Here is a 17,710-nt window from a genome sequence, read left to right as displayed (position 1 = left end):
TTCAATTCTTTGTAATTTTTATCTCATTTGTCCTGTCTTTTTATTAGCACCAAATAAATCACGCAGTGAATATGCCTTCTTAGTGAGGGCAATACCTCGATAGAATGTATTTCCGAATAAGGAATTTAATGATGAGAAAATTATTCGCATTACTGATGGTATTAATCAGCTTCTCTTCTTTTGCGGAAGATGAAATTTATACCGGATTTTTTAGTAATAAGGCATTAAGCGGTTATGACACGGTCTCCTATTTTAAAGAAGGTCAGCCTGTGAAAGGAAACAGTAACTGGAAAACTGAATACAAAGGGGCAGACTGGTATTTTTCTTCTCAAGATAATTTAAATAAATTTATAGAAAATCCAGAAGCTTATGCGCCACAGTATGGTGGCTATTGTGCATGGGCGGTATCCGCTAAAAATGATTTTGCCCCTGCGGATCCTAAACAATGGGCAATTGTTGATGGCAAGCTGTATCTAAATTACGACGCAGAAGTGAAGCAGTGGTGGGATGATGACCGCGCAGGACATATTGCTGCAGCCGATAAAAACTGGCCAACATTGATTCAGCAGTAATAAGACTCAGAAATAATAAGGTTCATCTCATGACATTTATTCCAAAGAAACATATACCTTCGATTTTTATTGCTTTCGTTTTTATTCAATCATTATTTTTTAAGTTTACTGGTTCATATGAAACCGATCATATTTTTGGCACGTTAGGAGAATGGTCAGGGATTCATTGGTTTGGTGTTTATGGCGGGTATTTAATTGGGATTGCTGAGTTAATTGCAGCCATTTTACTGTTTACTCGTTTCCATGGTGTTGGTTCAACAATGGCCGTTGGGATTATGACAGGAGCCATTTTATTCCACTTGTTTACGCCGCTAGGTGTTGTCATGCCTGAATTTAGCGCTACGGGCGAAGTGATAGGTAATGATGGTGGATTGCTATTTGGTATGGCTTGCCTTGTTTGGCTATCCGCTATTTTCTTAACCATTCGCGATATTAGAGCTCAGGGCTCTTTTACAAACACCTTGCTAATGAAAGGAGCCTAATATGGTTGAAAGTCCTTTCCGGTTATCAAGAAAAACGCCATTTGGAATAGGTGAGTCTGTTGTCGAGTGGGCTACTGGGCTTTCCAAGTTAGATTCCTTGTACAAGCAAGAACCGTTGCCTGAAGATAGTCATTCATTTATGCATGAAGCGCTTGCTCGAATTGGTACTCAATATCGAGTTCAACATGGCAGCTTAGAGAATATTCCCAGTGATGGCTCGGTTTTGGTTGTTGCTAACCATCCGTTTGGTGGAATTGAAGGGATCATTTTAGCTTCCTTGATTTCCCAAGTGCGCAAGGATGTCAAAGTGCTTGCTAACGAACTGTTAAAGCGAATTCCTGAGCTGGATGAATTGTTTATTGGTGTTGATGTGTTTGGTGGTGAAAAGGCAAAGCAAACCAATCGACGAGCAATTAAAGCGGCGAACCAACATCTTAAAGAAGGTGGGGTGTTGATTATCTTCCCTGCTGGAGAAGTCTCTTCTTGGCAAGCCAGTGAAAATAAAATCACTGATAAAACATGGAGTCACTCAGTAGCAAAATTTGTTAAGCATGCTCAAGCGACGACTGTGCCTTTGTTTATAAGTGGTATGAACAGCAAATTATTTTATCAAGCTGGGAGAATTCATCCGCTTCTTAGAACGGCACTGCTGGGACGAGAACTTCTCAATAAGTCGGGTGAGATCATTTCTGTTTCAATCGGCAATCCAATCCCTTATCGCGAGATACAAGGGTTTGAAAATGATGAAGATATTACCCAGTACTTCCGTTTGAACACCTATTTAATGGGAAGTATGGACAGTCGCAAGGAGCTCACTCAACAAACTCTTCATGCAGAACCAATAATTGCGCCTATTCTTACAGAGACTTTAGAAAATGAACTTCTGGATCTGTCTGAGTTTAAATTATTAGAGCAGGCTGATTTTGAAGTGTACTGTGCGCCTACACCAAAAATGCCGCAAATGATGCGTGAGATTGGGCGTGTACGAGAAGAAAGCTTTAGAGATGTTGGAGAAGGCAGCGGCTTGAGCTGTGATGTCGACCTCTTTGATCCCAACTACCATCAGCTCTTTGTTTGGCATAAAACCAACCGAGAACTTGTGGGTGCTTATCGTTTAGGTCTGGTTGATGAGCTGATTGAACAAGGCGGAATTCATGCCCTCTATTCAACCAGTTTGTTCAAATATGATGAGGCGTTTATCAAAACTCTAGGTTGCTCGATTGAGCTGGGGCGCTCGGTGGTTGCGAAGCAATACCAACGCAACATGCATTCATTACTTTTATTGTGGAAGGGCATTGCGTCTTTTGTTCAGCGCAACCCAAAGTACACCCATCTCTTTGGTCCCGTAAGCATCAGCAACGATTATAGCCCAGTGGCAAGGCAGCTCATCGCCTCCGTTATGTCGGTTCATTATTACGATAATGACAAAGCCAAATTGGTTTCGCCAACAACGCCTTTAGAGAGAAACGATCAAGAATTTTGGCGACCGGATATGTTGAGCTCACTCTCTCAGTTGCCTTTGTTATCCAAAGTGCTCAGTCGTCTTGAACGTGGTATGGGAATTCCGGTGCTTCTCAAACAGTACCTGAGCATGAATGGCAAGTTAGTCTGCTTTAATGTCGACCCTGCGTTTAACTTTACGCTAGATGGTTTGATTGTCGTGGATCTGACTTCGGTGCCGGAGAAAAAGCTTGGTAAATACATGGGTTACGACAATGCCGTGAAGTATCAGTTAGCCCATAAGAAAACGGATTTAAGTGAATAGCTATCTATAGGAGTAAGAAATACGATGCCTTTTATCAAATTAGCCAATTATCGTGATGAGCTGACAGCTCAACTCGAAAATATCGCCCATCAGTTTCAACTGCATTCCTTATTGATTATGGAATCTAAGCCGGATCAAATGGTGGTGTTTGCGGCGAATGAGCAACCTATTTACCACGTTGGTGATGCTGGTCCTAAAAGTAATCAACAAGGTTGTCATGAGCTGTACTGCGAACGCGTCGTTGATACTGCACAGCCGTTGCTGGTGGCGGATGCAAGTATGGATGAAGAGTGGAAGGGCAATGAAGACTTAGTGAAATTTGGTCTCGGTGTGTATTACGGTGTGCCAATCACCTTTAAAGGTGAAGTTATTGGGACGGTGTGCGCACTGAATAATGAGCCTTTCGATTTCGCGAAAGGTACGCCTAGTGCGATTGATCAAATCCATCAACTTCAACTCAACGTAGAGCAGCATCTCCAAGCCACTCACTGATTACTGTGAACTAAAGAAACTCTGACAATTCTTGGTCAGAGTTTCTTTGTTTGTCTCCTTCCTTAGCATCTAACACTTCTACTCCGGCACTTTTTCTGGTTGTTGTTGATTCACTGCTTAGACCAATAATGTGCACTTGTCGTGAAATGGCAATTCTATTTCTCAACCACTCGATATGATGCACCTGTATTGAGACAACTGACTCGGAGATAGAAACCATGAGTATCGTAATTAAAAATGCAAACGTGTTTAACGGTGTGGATGAGCAACTTCTGAAGAACGTGGACCTTCTGATTGAAAACAACTTAATCACACAAATCGGGAAAGTGGATGACTCGAATGCTGAGCAAATCATCGATGCAGAAGGCAAAACGGTGATGCCAGGCTTGATTGATGCGCACGTACACATCACGCTTTCAGCAGGCTTTAATGAGTTAGATGGTATGACGAGAGAAGAGATTGCGATTCGTTCTGCGAGAATTTCTGAAGAGATGTTGATGCGTGGCTTTACGACCATTCGTGATGTTGCTGGCAACACACTGGGCTTGAAAAACAGCATCGATAAAGGTTACGCCAAAGGTCCTCGAATTTTGCCTTGTATGGCGGCGATTTCGCAAACTTGTGGTCACTCAGACTACCGTCAAAACCAAGCGCAAGAACGTCTAGCGAGCGGTCATGAAGACTCGCCACTGATGAAGACGGGCGCGTTTAAAGTCGCGGATGGTCGTGCTGAAGTATTAAAAGCTGTTCGTGAGCAACTGTTCATGGGTGCTTCCCAAATCAAGGTGATGGCAGGTGGCGGTGCATCCTCTACCTTCGACCCGCTGGATACGTTGCAATACACGTTAGATGAAATGAAAGCAGCGGTGGAAGCTGCAAGCGACTATGGTACCTATGTCGCGGCTCATATTCACACTGCACCAGCGATGAAACGTGCAGCAGAAGCAGGGGTAATGTCCTTTGAGCACGCTACTATTATGGACGATGAAATCGCTCAAATTGTAAAAGAGAAAGGCATTTGGCTTGTTCCGTCATACTTCACGTCATCACTGATTGCGGAGCGTAAGATCCCGCTGCCAAACGAAGAGACTTACCGCAAGACAGAACGCGTTGGTAAGGCAATGTTTAAGTCTGCTGAGCTTATCAAGAAATACGATATTCAAAACCTAGCGTTTGGTACTGACTGTGTCGGTAAAGCAAACGTTCATGAAAGTCAGATGCAAGAGCTTGGTGCGATTGAAAAAACGTTCGACACCATCACTGCACTGCGCACGGCAACTTCAAACTGTGGTCGTTTGTTTGAATTGTCGACTTACAAGCACCCTTATCAAGAAGGCAAATTAGGTCAAATTGTGGAAGGTGCGTATGCAGATTTACTTATCGTCGACGGGAATCCACTTGAGGGAGTTGATTGTGTAATGAAAGACGAAACTAAGAAAGTCATCATGAAAGATGGCGTGGTTTATAAGAACACATTGTAAAAACATTATCCTGTTATCAAAGGCGCTCATCGAGCGCCTTTTTTGCGTCTTGGGATTAGAGTGGATATCACTTTTCAAAACCTTATCGGCTAATCTATTGCTTGCTCCATCCATTTGGTTCTTACTGCCAACATCTACTCGTGTTAAACCATCGTGCCCACTTTAAACTCATTCGTATTGGCTATCGAGAGCAACTTAATGTTCTTCTAGCATTGAGTTTAGTTATGTTCTACCACGGGAGTGTCGAAGGGAGAACACCTTAAATTAAGCGGTATAGGAGAAGACAGAGGCAGAGATTTCATCTCTTAGAGCGACATCGTTACTGGCTGGTTATTAGATGGCGTGCGTAAAGAAAAAAGATAGGGGAAAGAGACGGAGATGTCCCAAGCGTCTCAAGGTTACCTGGGTAAAGCATAAAAGGGTTGATGAAATACAAACAAGGCAAACAAAAAACCGCGCCTTAAATAAGGCGCGGTTCGGACTAAAAAGGTTTTGGTGAAAGGGCTTGTAGGGCTTACTTCATCACATAACGATAGGTTTTGATTACCAACCAGCCAAAGGCTTTGCTTAGAATTTTTACGGCTTTAAAAGCAACTTTACCAATCGTTACAATCAATTCGCCAGAAACAGTAAGGCACGTGTGTAAATCAGTTTGTTTGAACTCTGCGTAAGTCATGTTGGTCTCTCATTTTTAAGTGGGGGACTCCTGTCGCTCAATGCATACCCTGTAGCGATATAGTAGGAATAAGTGAGATTAGGGACTTACCATTTGGCGCCACCTCGCACGTAAAGATAGAAAATGAGTATTGCTTGGAATGGTTATAAATAACCAAGGTGAATTTATGATGAGTGGATTACAGATACAAAAAAGCCACCACTAAACAGTGATGGCTTTGTCGGGCACTTGATCGACTAATATTTTACGAACAACATTTTTCTTAAGCTGTTACAGCGAGATTTATCTAACGGGTCACCAAGGTATTCTCCATCTTCAGCGGCTTTCTTCATTACTAAGGCTCTTGCTCGGTCACCGCTGTCTAGGTCTTGATACTCTTCCAGTGTTTTCAGCTTCAACAAACGGTATTTCGATTTGTCTTTGCCAGAGGCGACGTGGTCGTAGCAATAACTCATTGCTCCTGCATTCGCACCGATCTTGCTGGCGTCTGTAATCGCGTAAGCGTTAAAGCCAATTGTGCTCGTCAATAAGATTAAAAGGGCATTGCGTGCTTTCATTTCTGTTTCCTAATTCAAATAAGTTGACGAATAAGGTAGGGAGAAATGGATAACAAAAATTGCCATTAAGCGACATTTGCGAACAATCAATCACTTTGTCTGTTTTGTCAGAGCGAGGTTAGCGATAAACCAGTGGCGCGAATTGGTAAATTTCTATTCTCCGAATTGAATAACCTCTGCTCATTGAATTATTCGGAGCATACGTCATGAATGCGAGACAATTTACTAACGACAATAAACGGAAGTTGCTGCCCATTGTTTATCTGTTGACGATAACCGGCTGGGGTATTTACACACTTACGTATGATTACAGTTGGCAGGCACTGATGCTTTTTGCCATCGGGTTATTGATGGTTATTCGTAATTATTATCTTGAGAGCGAACGAATTGATGAAAAGATTGCCAGTATTGCTGCTCACTCAGTCATTGGTGTGGTGATTCTTGATCAATATTTGCGAGTAGACTACGTCAACAAAAGTTTCTTGAGGCTGACGGGGTACACAAGTGAACAATTAAATGGTGAAAATCTAAAGCAGTTTGGCTTTCGTCCATTAAATGAAGCACTTACTAAGTTGGGCGCTAAAGCGAATTGGAAAGACGAGATCAAAGTGACCAATCGTTTTGGAGACCGCTTAACGTTAGATGTGCACATCACACATTATAAAGTGGGGGTAGGTACGCGAGATCGTTATGTCGTGAGTTTTCGAGATGTTAGTCATCGTGCTCGACTAGAGAGCAAATTAAAGAACTTAGCAGAAAAAGATCCTTTAACGGCGTGCTGGAACCGTCGTCGTTTTGACGAAGAATTAGCTCGCTACGCAAACATCGCCGGTCGATATGGGTTTTCTAATGCCACCTTAGCCATCATAGATATTGACCATTTCAAACAAATCAACGACCAGCACGGTCATGATGTGGGCGATGCCGTACTCAAAGACCTCGCTAGATTGATGAAGTCGGAGTGTCGTGAAACTGATATTGTTGCACGTGTTGGGGGAGAAGAGTTTGCCATCATTATGCCTGAGACCAATACTCGAAACGCGTTTGAAGCGATTTACCGTCTGAAAGAAATCATTCAGTCGAAAAGTGTATTGGACATCACGGTCAGTGGTGGCATTACGGCAATCAATCGTTCGGTTGAGCAAACCTATCGTCGAGCAGACAAGGCTTTGTACCAAGCCAAAAATTTAGGGCGAAATCGTGTTTGTGGCGCGAAAGGTGAACCGCTAAGCGAGCACGTTTCTGAGATGGAAGCGCTGATTGCTACTAGTTCTCGATAGTCGACTTCCTAAAGCATACATTAGATTAAGAGCCGCACATCGCGGCTCTTTTTATTGCTGAAGCATTGTTAATTATCTAGGTTTACGAGTGGCTTGCTGATCAGTTCCACTTTTTGACCCTGTTGGATTTTAGCGACTTCAGTGAGTGCTTGTTTGACTTCATTTTGGTTTCTAAGTACTGAGTAAGTTAGATCAAAGTATTTGCTTTCACCTGCTCGTATGGTTGGAACTAAGCCTAATGGCCGTTGGTACTTCGTGTTGTAGGCGTAACTGGTTCCGGGCTCAATGCCAGTCACATAACCCTGTTTGTATGTATCGGTATTTTTCCATAGTGTCAGTACAGGCAGTTGCTCTACGTTATAACTGAGCGCCACACCTTTATCGCTTTTTTTGTTGTGAAGCACCGCTAAACTTTGTCCGGAATCGTCACCTATAGGCTTCAAGTTAAAAACCATTTCATCATAGCTTTTTGTTGGTCCTTGATAGGTTTGCCAACTATCTAAGCCCGCCTTTGCATAGTTGTTGAATGGAGAGACTTCCTTGACTGCTGCGGAAAACTTCGCCCCTTTTTCAAGAATAGGTCTACCAAAGTTAGAGTGGTAAATAATCTGGTACTCGTCATCGTAGTCAGACATGTTGGTTAACTCATCGTGTAGAGAGAATGAGTTGCTACCTGGCAGTATTGATAACTCTGTATGAGTCACCAGTTCAGCTTTTTTGAAAGTGCGTTCTGAAACGGTACCTTGCACCCTAATTCTGTGTGGGGGATTATCATCAATGATCACTTTTACTGTAGAAGCGGGTGTATTTTGGACTCGACCATGCAGGCTTAGAAGCTGACCGTTATCATCAACGCCCGGGTGACCTGTCCATTCATACCCACAACGTACAAGCATTTCATTGAACCCATCGAGCCAGCCAAGACCATTGCGACTTTCCAGCTCGATGAATGCTGGGTTTACGATCTCTTTGACAGGTGAGTCCCAGCCAAGAATTCGCTCTCCATCCATTTTGACATCAAAGATGCCCATCCCACGAGTTGGGATAAGGGTAACTTCCAAAATGCCGTTGTCTATGACGAGAACATCAACACCAAATTGTTTTCCGCCGTGCAAACGTTTTTTTTCAATGCTGAAGGGCAAGTCTGGATTAAAGCCGAGGGAGCGACTAGACATTTTCCAATCTCCAACGTCTTGATTTAAAGCAGAATTAGTTAGAACAAATTCTGCTGAAGAAACAGGTAGGGTAGTGAGTCCGAGTAGCATAGCGGTACAAGCGATGTACGAATTTTTTATCCTTTATTCCTTATTTATTTTTCAAATCTAAGTATTGCTGAATCGATTCAGCATTATTATATAAATTGCGCTATTTTTGAGCAAAGTAGGCTGATATGAGTTGTGATCAATATGCTCATTAGAGAGTTTTTTAATGATCTTTTTGATTGCTGAATCAAATTCAGCAGAAATATTGAGTGCGAAAATGAAAGCCGTTTTGCTGAAGCTCGCTCTTAGTTAACTAAATAGGGGCGTCAAACGACTCGGAGACACCTAGCTATTCCGGTTCGTTGTTTTCCTTGCTGTACTGGGCGATTTTAATTGACACGAAACGTTTACATTTTGTTGCTGTGGATTCGCTTTGGTGAAGTGGTATGCCATTCCTTGGTCAATTAACAAACTTAAAAATAAAATGTGCAGAAAATATTTGAACTCATTGCATTTGTCTTTGTTTGTACTTTTGATAAGCACGGGGTTTTCATGAGTCTTTGCATCTATAACTTGCGCTATAAATGCTCTAATTGTTGATTTTAATGGTTTTTGTATTTCTGTTTTTACGTGTTAAATCTTCATAAACTCTCTCTTTTCTCAAGTTTTAATAATGATTGTTGTCGAAATGATTCGGCTGTTTCTGTTGTTTTTTGTAGATAATTAGTTTGAGTTCTAACTAAATTTGAGGCATTTTATATTTAACTAACCGTTCAATTAAAAATAACAAGGATGCAAAATGCCCAAGGTTGGGATGCCTGAAATCAGAAAACCGCAGCTAGTCAAAGCGACGATGTCGGTCATCGACAGAGTAGGTTTGCACGCTGCGAGTATCTCGTTGATCAGCAAAGAAGCAGGGGTATCAACGGGGATCATTAATCACTATTTCGGTGGAAAGCACGGTCTGTTAGAAGAGACCATGCGTGAGATCCTGCGCCAGCTTTCTGCCACCATCAAAGAGAACTTAAGCCAACTGCCAGCTGATGCGCATCATCAACGTATTAATGCCATCATCGACGGCAACTTTGTGGGTTTCCAAGCCGAGAACCAAGTGGCAAAAACTTGGTTGGCATTCTGGTCGTACTCTATGCATGACGCACAGCTCAAACGTCTGCAACGAGTGAATGAACGACGTCTCCTTTCTCATCTAAAAAAAGAATTAAAAGCTTTGTTGGATCAAGACCAAGCAGAGCTCGTTGCGCATGGTATTGCGTCACTGATTGATGGCATTTGGCTGCGCGGAACGCTCAACCCGCAAGGCATCGATGCCGAGAAAGCACGCGTCATCATCAACGACTATCTCGATAAACAGCTCACGTTCTACTCAAAACTAAAATAAAGAGTCAAACCTTCAAATGGATATGAAAGCACACTACATCGATGGTGCCATGCACCTAGGATGCTCAGAAGAACACTTCACCACATACAATCCAGCCAATGGTGAACCGCTTGCAAATGTGAAGCAGGCTAACCAGCAAGACATGCAAGCAGCAATTGAATCTGCCAAACGTGGTTTTGCGATTTGGTCTGCAATGACGGCGACAGAACGAAGCCGCATTTTGCTTAAAGCGGTGGCGCTACTTCGTGAAAGAAACGACGAACTGTCAGCATTAGAAGTCGCGGATACGGGCAAACCGATTCAAGAAGCGAATTGCGTAGACATTGCAACGGGCGCTGATGTGATCGAATACTACGCAGGCCTTGCGCCTAGCATGCATGGCGAACAGCAACCGCTGAATGAATCGCAGTTTTTCTACACTCGCCGCGAGCCTCTAGGCATTTGTGCAGGCATTGGTGCATGGAACTACCCAATTCAAATCGCGATGTGGAAGTCTGCTCCTGCGCTTGCTGCGGGTAATGCGATGATCTTTAAGCCATCAGAAGAAACACCGTTAACCGCACTCAAACTAGCAGAAATCTACAGCGAAGCGGGATTGCCTGATGGCGTGTTCAACGTCATTCAGGGTGATTACCGAGTGGGGCAGATGCTCACCGCACATCCAGACATCGCCAAAGTCTCTTTCACGGGTGAATCCGGTACGGGCAAAGTGGTGATGGGTGACAGTGCCAATACGCTGAAGCAAGTCACTATGGAGCTTGGCGGCAAATCGCCAATGATCATTTTTGATGATGCCAAGCTAGACGACGCGGTTTCTGCTGCAATGGTGGCGAACTTCTATACCCAAGGTGAGGTTTGTACGCACGGTACTCGCGTGTTCGTTCATGAAGGTATTTATGATGAGTTTGTCGCTCAACTTAAGAAGCGTACTGAGCTGCTGGTGGTTGGCGATCCGCTTGATGAGCAAACCCAAATCGGCGCGCTAATTTCCAAAGAGCATGAATCAAAAGTTCTTTCCGCAATTGAACAAGCGAAAGCAAGCAAAGCAACGTTGCTGACTGGTGGTTACAAAGTCACAGACAATGGTTTGGCGAGCGGTAACTTTGTTGTGCCAACGGTTTTCATTGATTGCGAAGACGACATGCCGCACGTGCAGCAAGAGATCTTTGGTCCCGTAATGTCAGTGCTTAAGTTCAGTGACGAAGACGAAGTTATTGCTCGTGCTAACAACACCGATTACGGACTGGCAGCTGGCGTGTTCACGCAAAACCTCTCTCGTGCACATCGCGTCATTCATTCAATCCAAGCAGGTATTTGTTGGATTAATACGTGGGGCGATTCCCCAGCTGAAATGCCAGTTGGCGGTTACAAACTGTCTGGCATTGGACGTGAAAACGGCGTTGAAACCCTTAAGCATTACACCCAAACCAAGAGCGTGTTAGTGCATTTGGGTGATTTCGACAGCCCTTACGCGTAATCAGTCTGGAGGATTTGTAATGCAACAACACTACGATTACATCATCGTCGGTGCTGGATCGGCAGGCTGTGTCTTGGCGGATCGCCTGAGTGAAAGCGGTCAGCACCAAGTCTTACTGCTGGAAGCGGGTGGCTCAGACAAGAGCATCTTCATCCAAATGCCAACGGCGCTGTCTTACCCAATGAACACCGAAAAGTACGCATGGCAGTTCGAAACTGTTGCAGAAGAGGGGTTAGACGGACGCCAACTGCATTGTCCACGCGGCAAAGTGTTAGGGGGCAGCTCTTCGATCAACGGCATGGTTTATGTTCGGGGTCATGCTTGTGATTTTGACGAATGGGAAGCAGAAGGCGCGAAAAGCTGGAACTACCAAGCGTGTCTTCCGTACTTCCGTAAAGCGGAAACATGGACAGGCGGCGCAGACGAATACCGTGGCGACAGCGGTCCGGTAGGGACGTGCAACGGCAACGACATGAAGTTGAACCCACTTTACCAAGCGTTTATTGAAGCAGGTAAAGATGCTGGCTACCCAGAAACAAAAGACTACAACGGTTATCAGCAAGAGGGCTTCGGTCCGATGCACATGACGGTAGACAAAGGCGTGCGCGCTTCTACCTCTAATGCTTACTTAAGCCGTGCAAAAAAGCGCAGTAATTTCACCTTGATGAAAGGCGTGACAGCTCATCGCATTTTGCTTGAAGGCAAGAAAGCGGTCGGCATTGAGTTTGAACAATCTGGCAAAATCAAACAGTGTTTCGCCAACAAAGAGGTTGTGTCGAGCGCAGGTTCTATCGGTTCAGTACAACTGCTGCAACTCTCGGGTATTGGTCCTAAGACTGTGCTTGAAAAAGCGGGCATTGAAGTGAAACACGCGCTAGAAGGCGTGGGTAAAAATTTGCAAGACCACCTTGAAGTGTACTTCCAGTATCACTGTAAACAGCCGATCACGCTTAACAGCAAGCTAGGTTTGATCAGCAAAGGTTTGATTGGTACCGAGTGGATTTTGACGCGCAAAGGTCTGGGCGCAACCAACCACTTTGAATCGTGCGCGTTCATCCGTTCTCGTGAAGGATTGAAATCGCCAAACATTCAATATCACTTTCTACCAGCGGCAATGCGCTATGACGGACGCGCGGCATTTGATGGTCACGGCTTCCAAGTGCATGTTGGTCCAAACAAGCCTGAGAGTCGCGGCAGTGTCGAAGTGGTTTCTGCTAACCCAAATGACAAGCCAAAAATCGAGTTCAACTACATCTCGACGGAACAAGATAAGCAGGATTGGCGAGACTGTATTCGTCTAACGCGTGAAATCCTCAATCAACCTGCAATGGATGCGTTCCGTGGGGAAGAGATCCAGCCCGGTCTTAACATCACCAGCGATGAAGCGATTGATGAATGGGTCAAGCAAAATGTGGAAAGTGCTTACCACCCTTCGTGTAGCTGCAAAATGGGTGCAGACGATGACCCAATGGCAGTTCTAAATGAAGCCTGCCAAGTGCGCGGCATTGAAGGCTTACGCGTGGTGGATTCATCCATCTTCCCAACCATTCCGAATGGCAACTTAAACGCACCAACCATCATGGTCGCAGAGCGTGCCGCGGACATGATCTTGGGGAACGTACTCGAAGAATCGAATAACACTCCGGTTTGGATTGCTCCGAACTGGCAAGAGACGCAAAGAATGCGTCCGCCGAAAAGAGACTTAAGCTCAATCTCATAAAGTCAGTAATCATTACAAGGAATTTAAACATGTCTACGATGACAAAAATCTTTTCATCTATCGCGCTGAGTGCAGTAGCGACAGGTGCCTACGCTAACCAATGTAAAACTGTTCGATTTGCCGATGTAGGCTGGACAGACATTACCGCAACCACTGCTGTTACCTCTGAACTGTTAAAAGGCTTGGGCTACAAAACCAAGACCGATCTTCTATCTGTACCTGTAACGTACTCTTCAATGGCAAACGGCGACATTGACGTATTCCTAGGTAACTGGATGCCAACCATGGAAGGCGATATCGCCAAGTACCGTGAAGCTGGCACAGTGGAAACCGTTCGCGCAAACCTTGAAGGCGCGAAATACACTCTAGCCGTGCCAAAGTATGTATATGACGCAGGCGTGAAAAGCTTTGCTGACTTGGCAAAACATGCCGACAAATTTAAAGACCGCATCTACGGGATTGAGCCGGGTAACGATGGCAACCGTTTGATCCAAGATATGATCGACAGCGATGCATTCGGCTTGAAAGACTTCAGCCTAGTGGAATCAAGCGAAGCGGGCATGGTGTCTCAGGTGTCTCGTGCAGTGCGTCGTAACCAATGGATCGTTTACCTAGGTTGGGCACCACACCCAATGAACAGCAATGTTGAGATGGAATACCTATCTGGCGGTGACGACTTCTTTGGTCCTAACTACGGCGGTGCAAATGTTTACACCAACGTACGCCAAGACTACCTATCTGAGTGTCAAAACGTGGGTCAACTGCTTAAGAATCTAGAGTTCAGCCTAGAAATGGAAAACCAGTTGATGGAAGCGATTCTTAACCAAAAACAGAAGCCAGCGAAAGCAGCGCAAGAATGGTTGAATGCTAACCCACAACAATTTGAAGCGTGGCTAGAAGGCGTGAAGACGCTAGACGGTAAAGATGCAAAACAAGCGATTACTTCTTACCTAAAAACAAACGCTTAATCGTTCCTCTCTTTAGGAAAAGGTGGGCAGCGATGCCCGCCTTTTAACACAAAGGTTTTATTGTGAATTTTATTACGGACAACAAACTTCCGTTGGGCGAATGGATGGAAACAGGCGTGGATTGGTTAACCATGAACGCGTCGGGTTTCTTTGATGCTATCTCTATTTTTCTCGAAACCATCATTCTATTCGTGGTGGATATTTTCAAATGGATGCCACCGGCAGCACCAATCATCATGACCGCAGCGATTGCGTGGTTCCTACACCGCAGCATTCCTCTAGTTGTGTTTATCGTGCTGGCGCTGCTGACTATCCTTAACCTCGGCTACTGGCAAGAAATGCTGGAAACCTTTGTTCTCGTCTTCGCTGCGACAACGATTTCCGTATTAATTGGCGTGCCGCTTGGCATCATGGCGGCGCATCGCCCGTGGTTGTACACCTTATTGCGCCCGATACTCGATTTAATGCAGACCGTACCAACGTTTGTGTATCTGATCCCAACATTGGTTCTATTTGGTTTAGGCATCGTTCCGGGGCTAATTTCTACCATTATCTTCGCCATCGCCGCGCCGATTCGTCTGACTTACCTTGGTATCACCAAAGTGCCAGAAGAGTTGATTGAAGCAGGTAAAGCCTTTGGTGCAAGCCGCATGAAATTGCTATTCAAAGTCGAACTCCCAGCAGCATTGCCAAGCATTATGGCGGGTGTAACCCAGTGCATTATGTTGTCGCTTTCTATGGTGGTGATTGCGGCGCTAGTCGGTGCCGATGGTCTAGGTAAACCAGTCGTACGAGCTCTGAATACCGTGAATATTTCTCAAGGCTTTGAAGCGGGTTTAGCGATTGTGTTAGTCGCGATTATTCTTGACCGCTTGTGCAAAGCACCAAACCAAAAGGAGGCATAACATGGATGCAATTACGATTGAAAACCTCGACGTTGTGTTTGGTCAGCAGCAAGAGCAAGCATTGGCGCTTTTAGACCAAGGTAAGTCTCGCCAAGAGATCATTGATGAAACCGGACAAGTGGTTGGTGTTGATAAGGTCTCAATGAGCGTCAAACAAGGTGAGATCTGTGTATTGATGGGGCTGTCCGGTTCGGGTAAATCAAGTTTGCTTCGTGCCGTCAATGGTTTGAATGAGATCTCTCGTGGCTCCCTCAAAATCAAAGATGGCGAAGATATGGTGGAGCTTGCCAATTGTGACGAACAGACTTTACGTAACTTGCGTACTCACCGCGTTTCTATGGTGTTCCAAAAGTTTGCGCTTATGCCGTGGTTAACTGTATTGGATAATGTGGCGTTTGGTCTTGAGATGCAGGGCATTGGCAAAGCGGAACGTCGAAAAAAGGCGCGTGAACAACTTGAAATGGTTGGGCTGAGCGAGTGGGAGAGTAAGTTCCCGCATGAGCTTTCTGGCGGTATGCAGCAGCGTGTTGGCTTGGCTCGCGCCTTTGCTATGGATACCGATATCTTGTTGATGGATGAGCCGTTCTCTGCGCTCGACCCACTGATTCGCGCTCAGCTTCAAGATGAATTGATTCAACTGCAAGAGAAGCTCAACAAGACGATTTTGTTTGTGAGCCATGACTTAGATGAAGCGCTGAAAATCGGTAACAACATTGCCATTATGGAATCAGGCAAATTGATTCAACACGGCAAGCCTGAGCAAATCATCCTTGCTCCAGAAAATGAGTATGTGGCGGACTTTGTGGCTCACACTAATCCGCTTAATGTATTGAAAGGTCGTTCATTGATGCAAGCCAGCACCGAGCTTAAGCAGCAGAATGACCGTGTGTTGGTGTGTGCAGATAAGCAGATTTGGGTCGAGCAAGAGCCGAAAGGTGTCACGCTGGTGGATTCCGATAAGTCGTTGGTGAATTGGGAAAGCGATTCAACCACGCTCGACGACATCGGCGAAAGCACGGTCGTTCAAGCCAATCCAGACATCAGCATGCGTGAGGCGATTGAACTGAAGCAGCGCAGCAATCAACCTATCTTGCTGGTGGAAGAGAACAAGCTAGTGGGCGTATTGAGTGATAACGAGTTGTATGACGCACTGCTTGGTAATTTTAAGTCCAAGCAAGTGGCGTAGCTGTCTCTTATCTCAAAACGTTTGTTGATTCCCCTCAGCAAAATAAAAAAGAGCCGTACTCTTAGATTGAGAAACTAAGAAGTACGGCTCTTTCAATTTGAACAATGATTTAGATAGCTAAGCTCTAGGCTAGGAACCCAGGAGCTAGGAGACGATACTCATTAAAGAGTAGTAATTACGTCATCCATGTTTAGACGCGCTTTTGGTAGACCGTGGTTGTAGTCTTCGCCGTCTTTGTGGTAGCCGATTGCTAGTGCAACTTCACATACGTGACCGTCTAGTTCTGCTTTAAACTCTTCGCCGATCAGCGTTGGGTCAACACCTTCCATTGGAGTAGAGTCGATACCTAGACGCGCTAGTGTGTGCAGTAGGTTACCAAGCGCGATGTAAACTTGCGCTTTCGTCCAGCCGCCGTTGTAGCCGTTTTCATCTGTGTTTGCTTCAGCAAATGCGTAAGCACCCATGAACATGTCGTACATGTCTGCTGGTAGGTGACCAGAAGTTACTTCAGCATCAACACGCTTCGCGAATTTCTCTTTAGTGAACTTTGGGTCGTACGCTAGCAGAATAGTGTGAGATGCTGCTTTAGCGTGCGGTTGGTTGAACTGGTGCATGTTAGCAAACGTGTCGTGGAAACGCTGTTTCGCTTCGTCGCTCTCAATGACGATGAATTTCCAAGGCTGAGAGTTGATAGAAGACGCAGATAGGCGGATTGCTTCTTTGATGGTTGCCATATCTTCTTGAGAGATGCGTTTCTCTTCGTCGTATTTTTTAGCTGTGTAACGGTTGTTTAGGTCTGTAATGATTTGATGAGACACGTTTATATCCTCTTAATATTATTAGACAAATGAGGATGCGCTTAGCATCGACAACCATGCGTACCTCGAAAGTGAGTCCATAATATCGACTTTTATCGAATTGATAATACGTGTTTCGTTTAAATCACTTTCTATTTTTTATTGAAAATCGAATTTGAACGGCTGAAGGGCAGGTTGGCATTCTTCGTATGCCGACGTTCAGAAACCACAAAACCGTCCCAACGAGCTTGGTAGGATTATCAAATTACATTCATAATGAAAATAGATAAGTTGGTTGGAGGCTAGGGGATGAACGTAATCGAAGTTTTTAACAACAGCTATGAACGCTGTGTTACCCATGAGGGCTTCTTTGATTTGTTCTATGAGAACTTTTGGTCGAAAGGTGAGAACTTCAGACAAAAGTTCGATGGCGTGGACATGAAGAAGCAAATCCGGATGCTTAAAGGGTCTATCGTGTTTGTGATGATGGCGGATACCTCTGTAGATGCTCGAGATATGATGCGGAAATACGGGCACAAGCACGGGCATAACAATATTGGCGTCGCCCCTGAAGATATCGATGTCTGGTTTGAAAGCCTGTTAGAAACCGTCGCCCAATGTGATTCTGACTTTGATGAAAGGGTCGAGTATGCGTGGCGTCACTGCTTTGAGACGGGATTAGCCATAATGAAAAAAGAGTGTGCTAACGCTTAAAGAGATAACAAAGGGAGTAGACGGCGGCTACTCCCTT

General features: G+C 44.8%; 17 protein-coding genes. 13 read left to right on the top strand and 4 right to left on the bottom strand.

The window, feature by feature from the left end; genetic code table 11:
• Window positions 1-131 precede the first annotated feature (131 nt).
• The 5 genes from OH463_RS18800 to OH463_RS18780 all read left to right on the top strand — a co-directional run bounded on the left by OH463_RS18800 (window position 132) and on the right by OH463_RS18780 (window position 4,792).
• On the top strand, window positions 132-572 hold the full coding sequence (locus OH463_RS18800) for a YHS domain-containing (seleno)protein (RefSeq protein ID WP_049537757.1): 441 nt from the start codon (window positions 132-134) through the stop codon (window positions 570-572).
• 29 nt (window positions 573-601) lie between these two features.
• The gene (locus tag OH463_RS18795) at window positions 602-1,054 is read left to right on the top strand and encodes a hypothetical protein (RefSeq protein ID WP_005452305.1); all 453 of its coding nucleotides are present in this window, start codon (window positions 602-604) and stop codon (window positions 1,052-1,054) included.
• 1 nt (window position 1,055) lies between these two features.
• Window positions 1,056-2,819 carry a lysophospholipid acyltransferase family protein gene (locus tag OH463_RS18790; protein WP_053050789.1) on the top strand — a complete coding sequence of 588 codons (1,764 nt, stop codon included), beginning with the start codon at window positions 1,056-1,058 and terminating at the stop codon, window positions 2,817-2,819.
• A gap of 24 nt (window positions 2,820-2,843) precedes the next feature.
• A complete protein-coding gene (locus OH463_RS18785; protein WP_005452302.1) occupies window positions 2,844-3,311 on the top strand; it encodes a GAF domain-containing protein in 468 nt (155 codons plus the stop codon).
• A gap of 218 nt (window positions 3,312-3,529) precedes the next feature.
• A complete protein-coding gene (locus OH463_RS18780; protein ID WP_269992058.1) occupies window positions 3,530-4,792 on the top strand; it encodes a metal-dependent hydrolase family protein in 1,263 nt (420 codons plus the stop codon).
• Window positions 4,793-5,306: 514 nt separating this feature from the next.
• On the opposite strand, the gene OH463_RS18775 is transcribed toward OH463_RS18780, so the two are convergent.
• Together OH463_RS18775 and OH463_RS18770 are read right to left on the bottom strand one after the other, a co-directional pair.
• A complete protein-coding gene (locus tag OH463_RS18775) occupies window positions 5,307-5,468 on the bottom strand; it encodes a hypothetical protein (RefSeq protein ID WP_187993150.1) in 162 nt (53 codons plus the stop codon).
• 236 nt (window positions 5,469-5,704) lie between these two features.
• The gene (locus OH463_RS18770) at window positions 5,705-6,025 is read right to left on the bottom strand and encodes a hypothetical protein (protein WP_005452298.1); all 321 of its coding nucleotides are present in this window, start codon (window positions 6,023-6,025) and stop codon (window positions 5,705-5,707) included.
• Between the two features lie 206 nt (window positions 6,026-6,231).
• Here OH463_RS18770 and OH463_RS18765 point away from each other — a divergent pair, with 206 nt between their 5' ends.
• Window positions 6,232-7,305 (top strand): sensor domain-containing diguanylate cyclase, encoded by a 1,074-nt coding sequence (locus OH463_RS18765; RefSeq protein ID WP_258455774.1) that lies wholly within the window; start codon window positions 6,232-6,234, stop codon window positions 7,303-7,305.
• Window positions 7,306-7,373: 68 nt separating this feature from the next.
• Here the strand turns inward: OH463_RS18765 and OH463_RS18760 are convergent, their stop codons facing one another.
• Window positions 7,374-8,480 carry an aldose 1-epimerase family protein gene (locus OH463_RS18760; protein ID WP_269992053.1) on the bottom strand — a complete coding sequence of 369 codons (1,107 nt, stop codon included), beginning with the start codon at window positions 8,478-8,480 and terminating at the stop codon, window positions 7,374-7,376.
• A gap of 826 nt (window positions 8,481-9,306) precedes the next feature.
• On the opposite strand from OH463_RS18760, the gene betI reads away from it, so the two are divergent.
• From betI to choV, 6 genes are all read left to right on the top strand, one after another.
• Window positions 9,307-9,906, top strand: a complete 600-nt coding sequence (betI, locus tag OH463_RS18755) for a transcriptional regulator BetI (RefSeq protein WP_009700210.1) — start codon at window positions 9,307-9,309, stop codon at window positions 9,904-9,906.
• 16 nt (window positions 9,907-9,922) lie between these two features.
• Window positions 9,923-11,383, top strand: coding sequence for a betaine-aldehyde dehydrogenase (gene betB, locus OH463_RS18750; protein ID WP_269992050.1), 1,461 nt, complete (start codon window positions 9,923-9,925; stop codon window positions 11,381-11,383).
• Window positions 11,384-11,402: 19 nt separating this feature from the next.
• Window positions 11,403-13,103 carry a choline dehydrogenase gene (gene betA, locus OH463_RS18745; protein WP_269992049.1) on the top strand — a complete coding sequence of 567 codons (1,701 nt, stop codon included), beginning with the start codon at window positions 11,403-11,405 and terminating at the stop codon, window positions 13,101-13,103.
• Between the two features lie 29 nt (window positions 13,104-13,132).
• On the top strand, window positions 13,133-14,071 hold the full coding sequence (locus OH463_RS18740; protein ID WP_269992048.1) for a choline ABC transporter substrate-binding protein: 939 nt from the start codon (window positions 13,133-13,135) through the stop codon (window positions 14,069-14,071).
• 62 nt (window positions 14,072-14,133) lie between these two features.
• On the top strand, window positions 14,134-14,976 hold the full coding sequence (choW, locus tag OH463_RS18735; RefSeq protein ID WP_005425967.1) for a choline ABC transporter permease subunit: 843 nt from the start codon (window positions 14,134-14,136) through the stop codon (window positions 14,974-14,976).
• A 1-nt stretch (window position 14,977) separates the two neighbouring features.
• Window positions 14,978-16,162 carry a choline ABC transporter ATP-binding protein gene (gene choV / locus OH463_RS18730; RefSeq protein WP_101960990.1) on the top strand — a complete coding sequence of 395 codons (1,185 nt, stop codon included), beginning with the start codon at window positions 14,978-14,980 and terminating at the stop codon, window positions 16,160-16,162.
• 161 nt (window positions 16,163-16,323) lie between these two features.
• Here choV and OH463_RS18725 read toward each other — a convergent pair whose 3' ends face one another.
• A complete protein-coding gene (locus OH463_RS18725; RefSeq protein ID WP_269992045.1) occupies window positions 16,324-16,980 on the bottom strand; it encodes an NAD(P)H-dependent oxidoreductase in 657 nt (218 codons plus the stop codon).
• 288 nt (window positions 16,981-17,268) lie between these two features.
• Here OH463_RS18725 and OH463_RS18720 point away from each other — a divergent pair, with 288 nt between their 5' ends.
• Window positions 17,269-17,673, top strand: coding sequence for a globin (locus OH463_RS18720; RefSeq protein ID WP_269992043.1), 405 nt, complete (start codon window positions 17,269-17,271; stop codon window positions 17,671-17,673).
• The last annotated feature ends 37 nt before the right edge of the window (window positions 17,674-17,710 follow it).

The sequence above is a fragment of the Vibrio sp. NFR genome, assembly GCF_027587095.1.
Classification (GTDB): domain Bacteria; phylum Pseudomonadota; class Gammaproteobacteria; order Enterobacterales; family Vibrionaceae; genus Vibrio; species Vibrio harveyi.
This window is presented reverse-complemented; position numbering and strand designations above follow the sequence as displayed.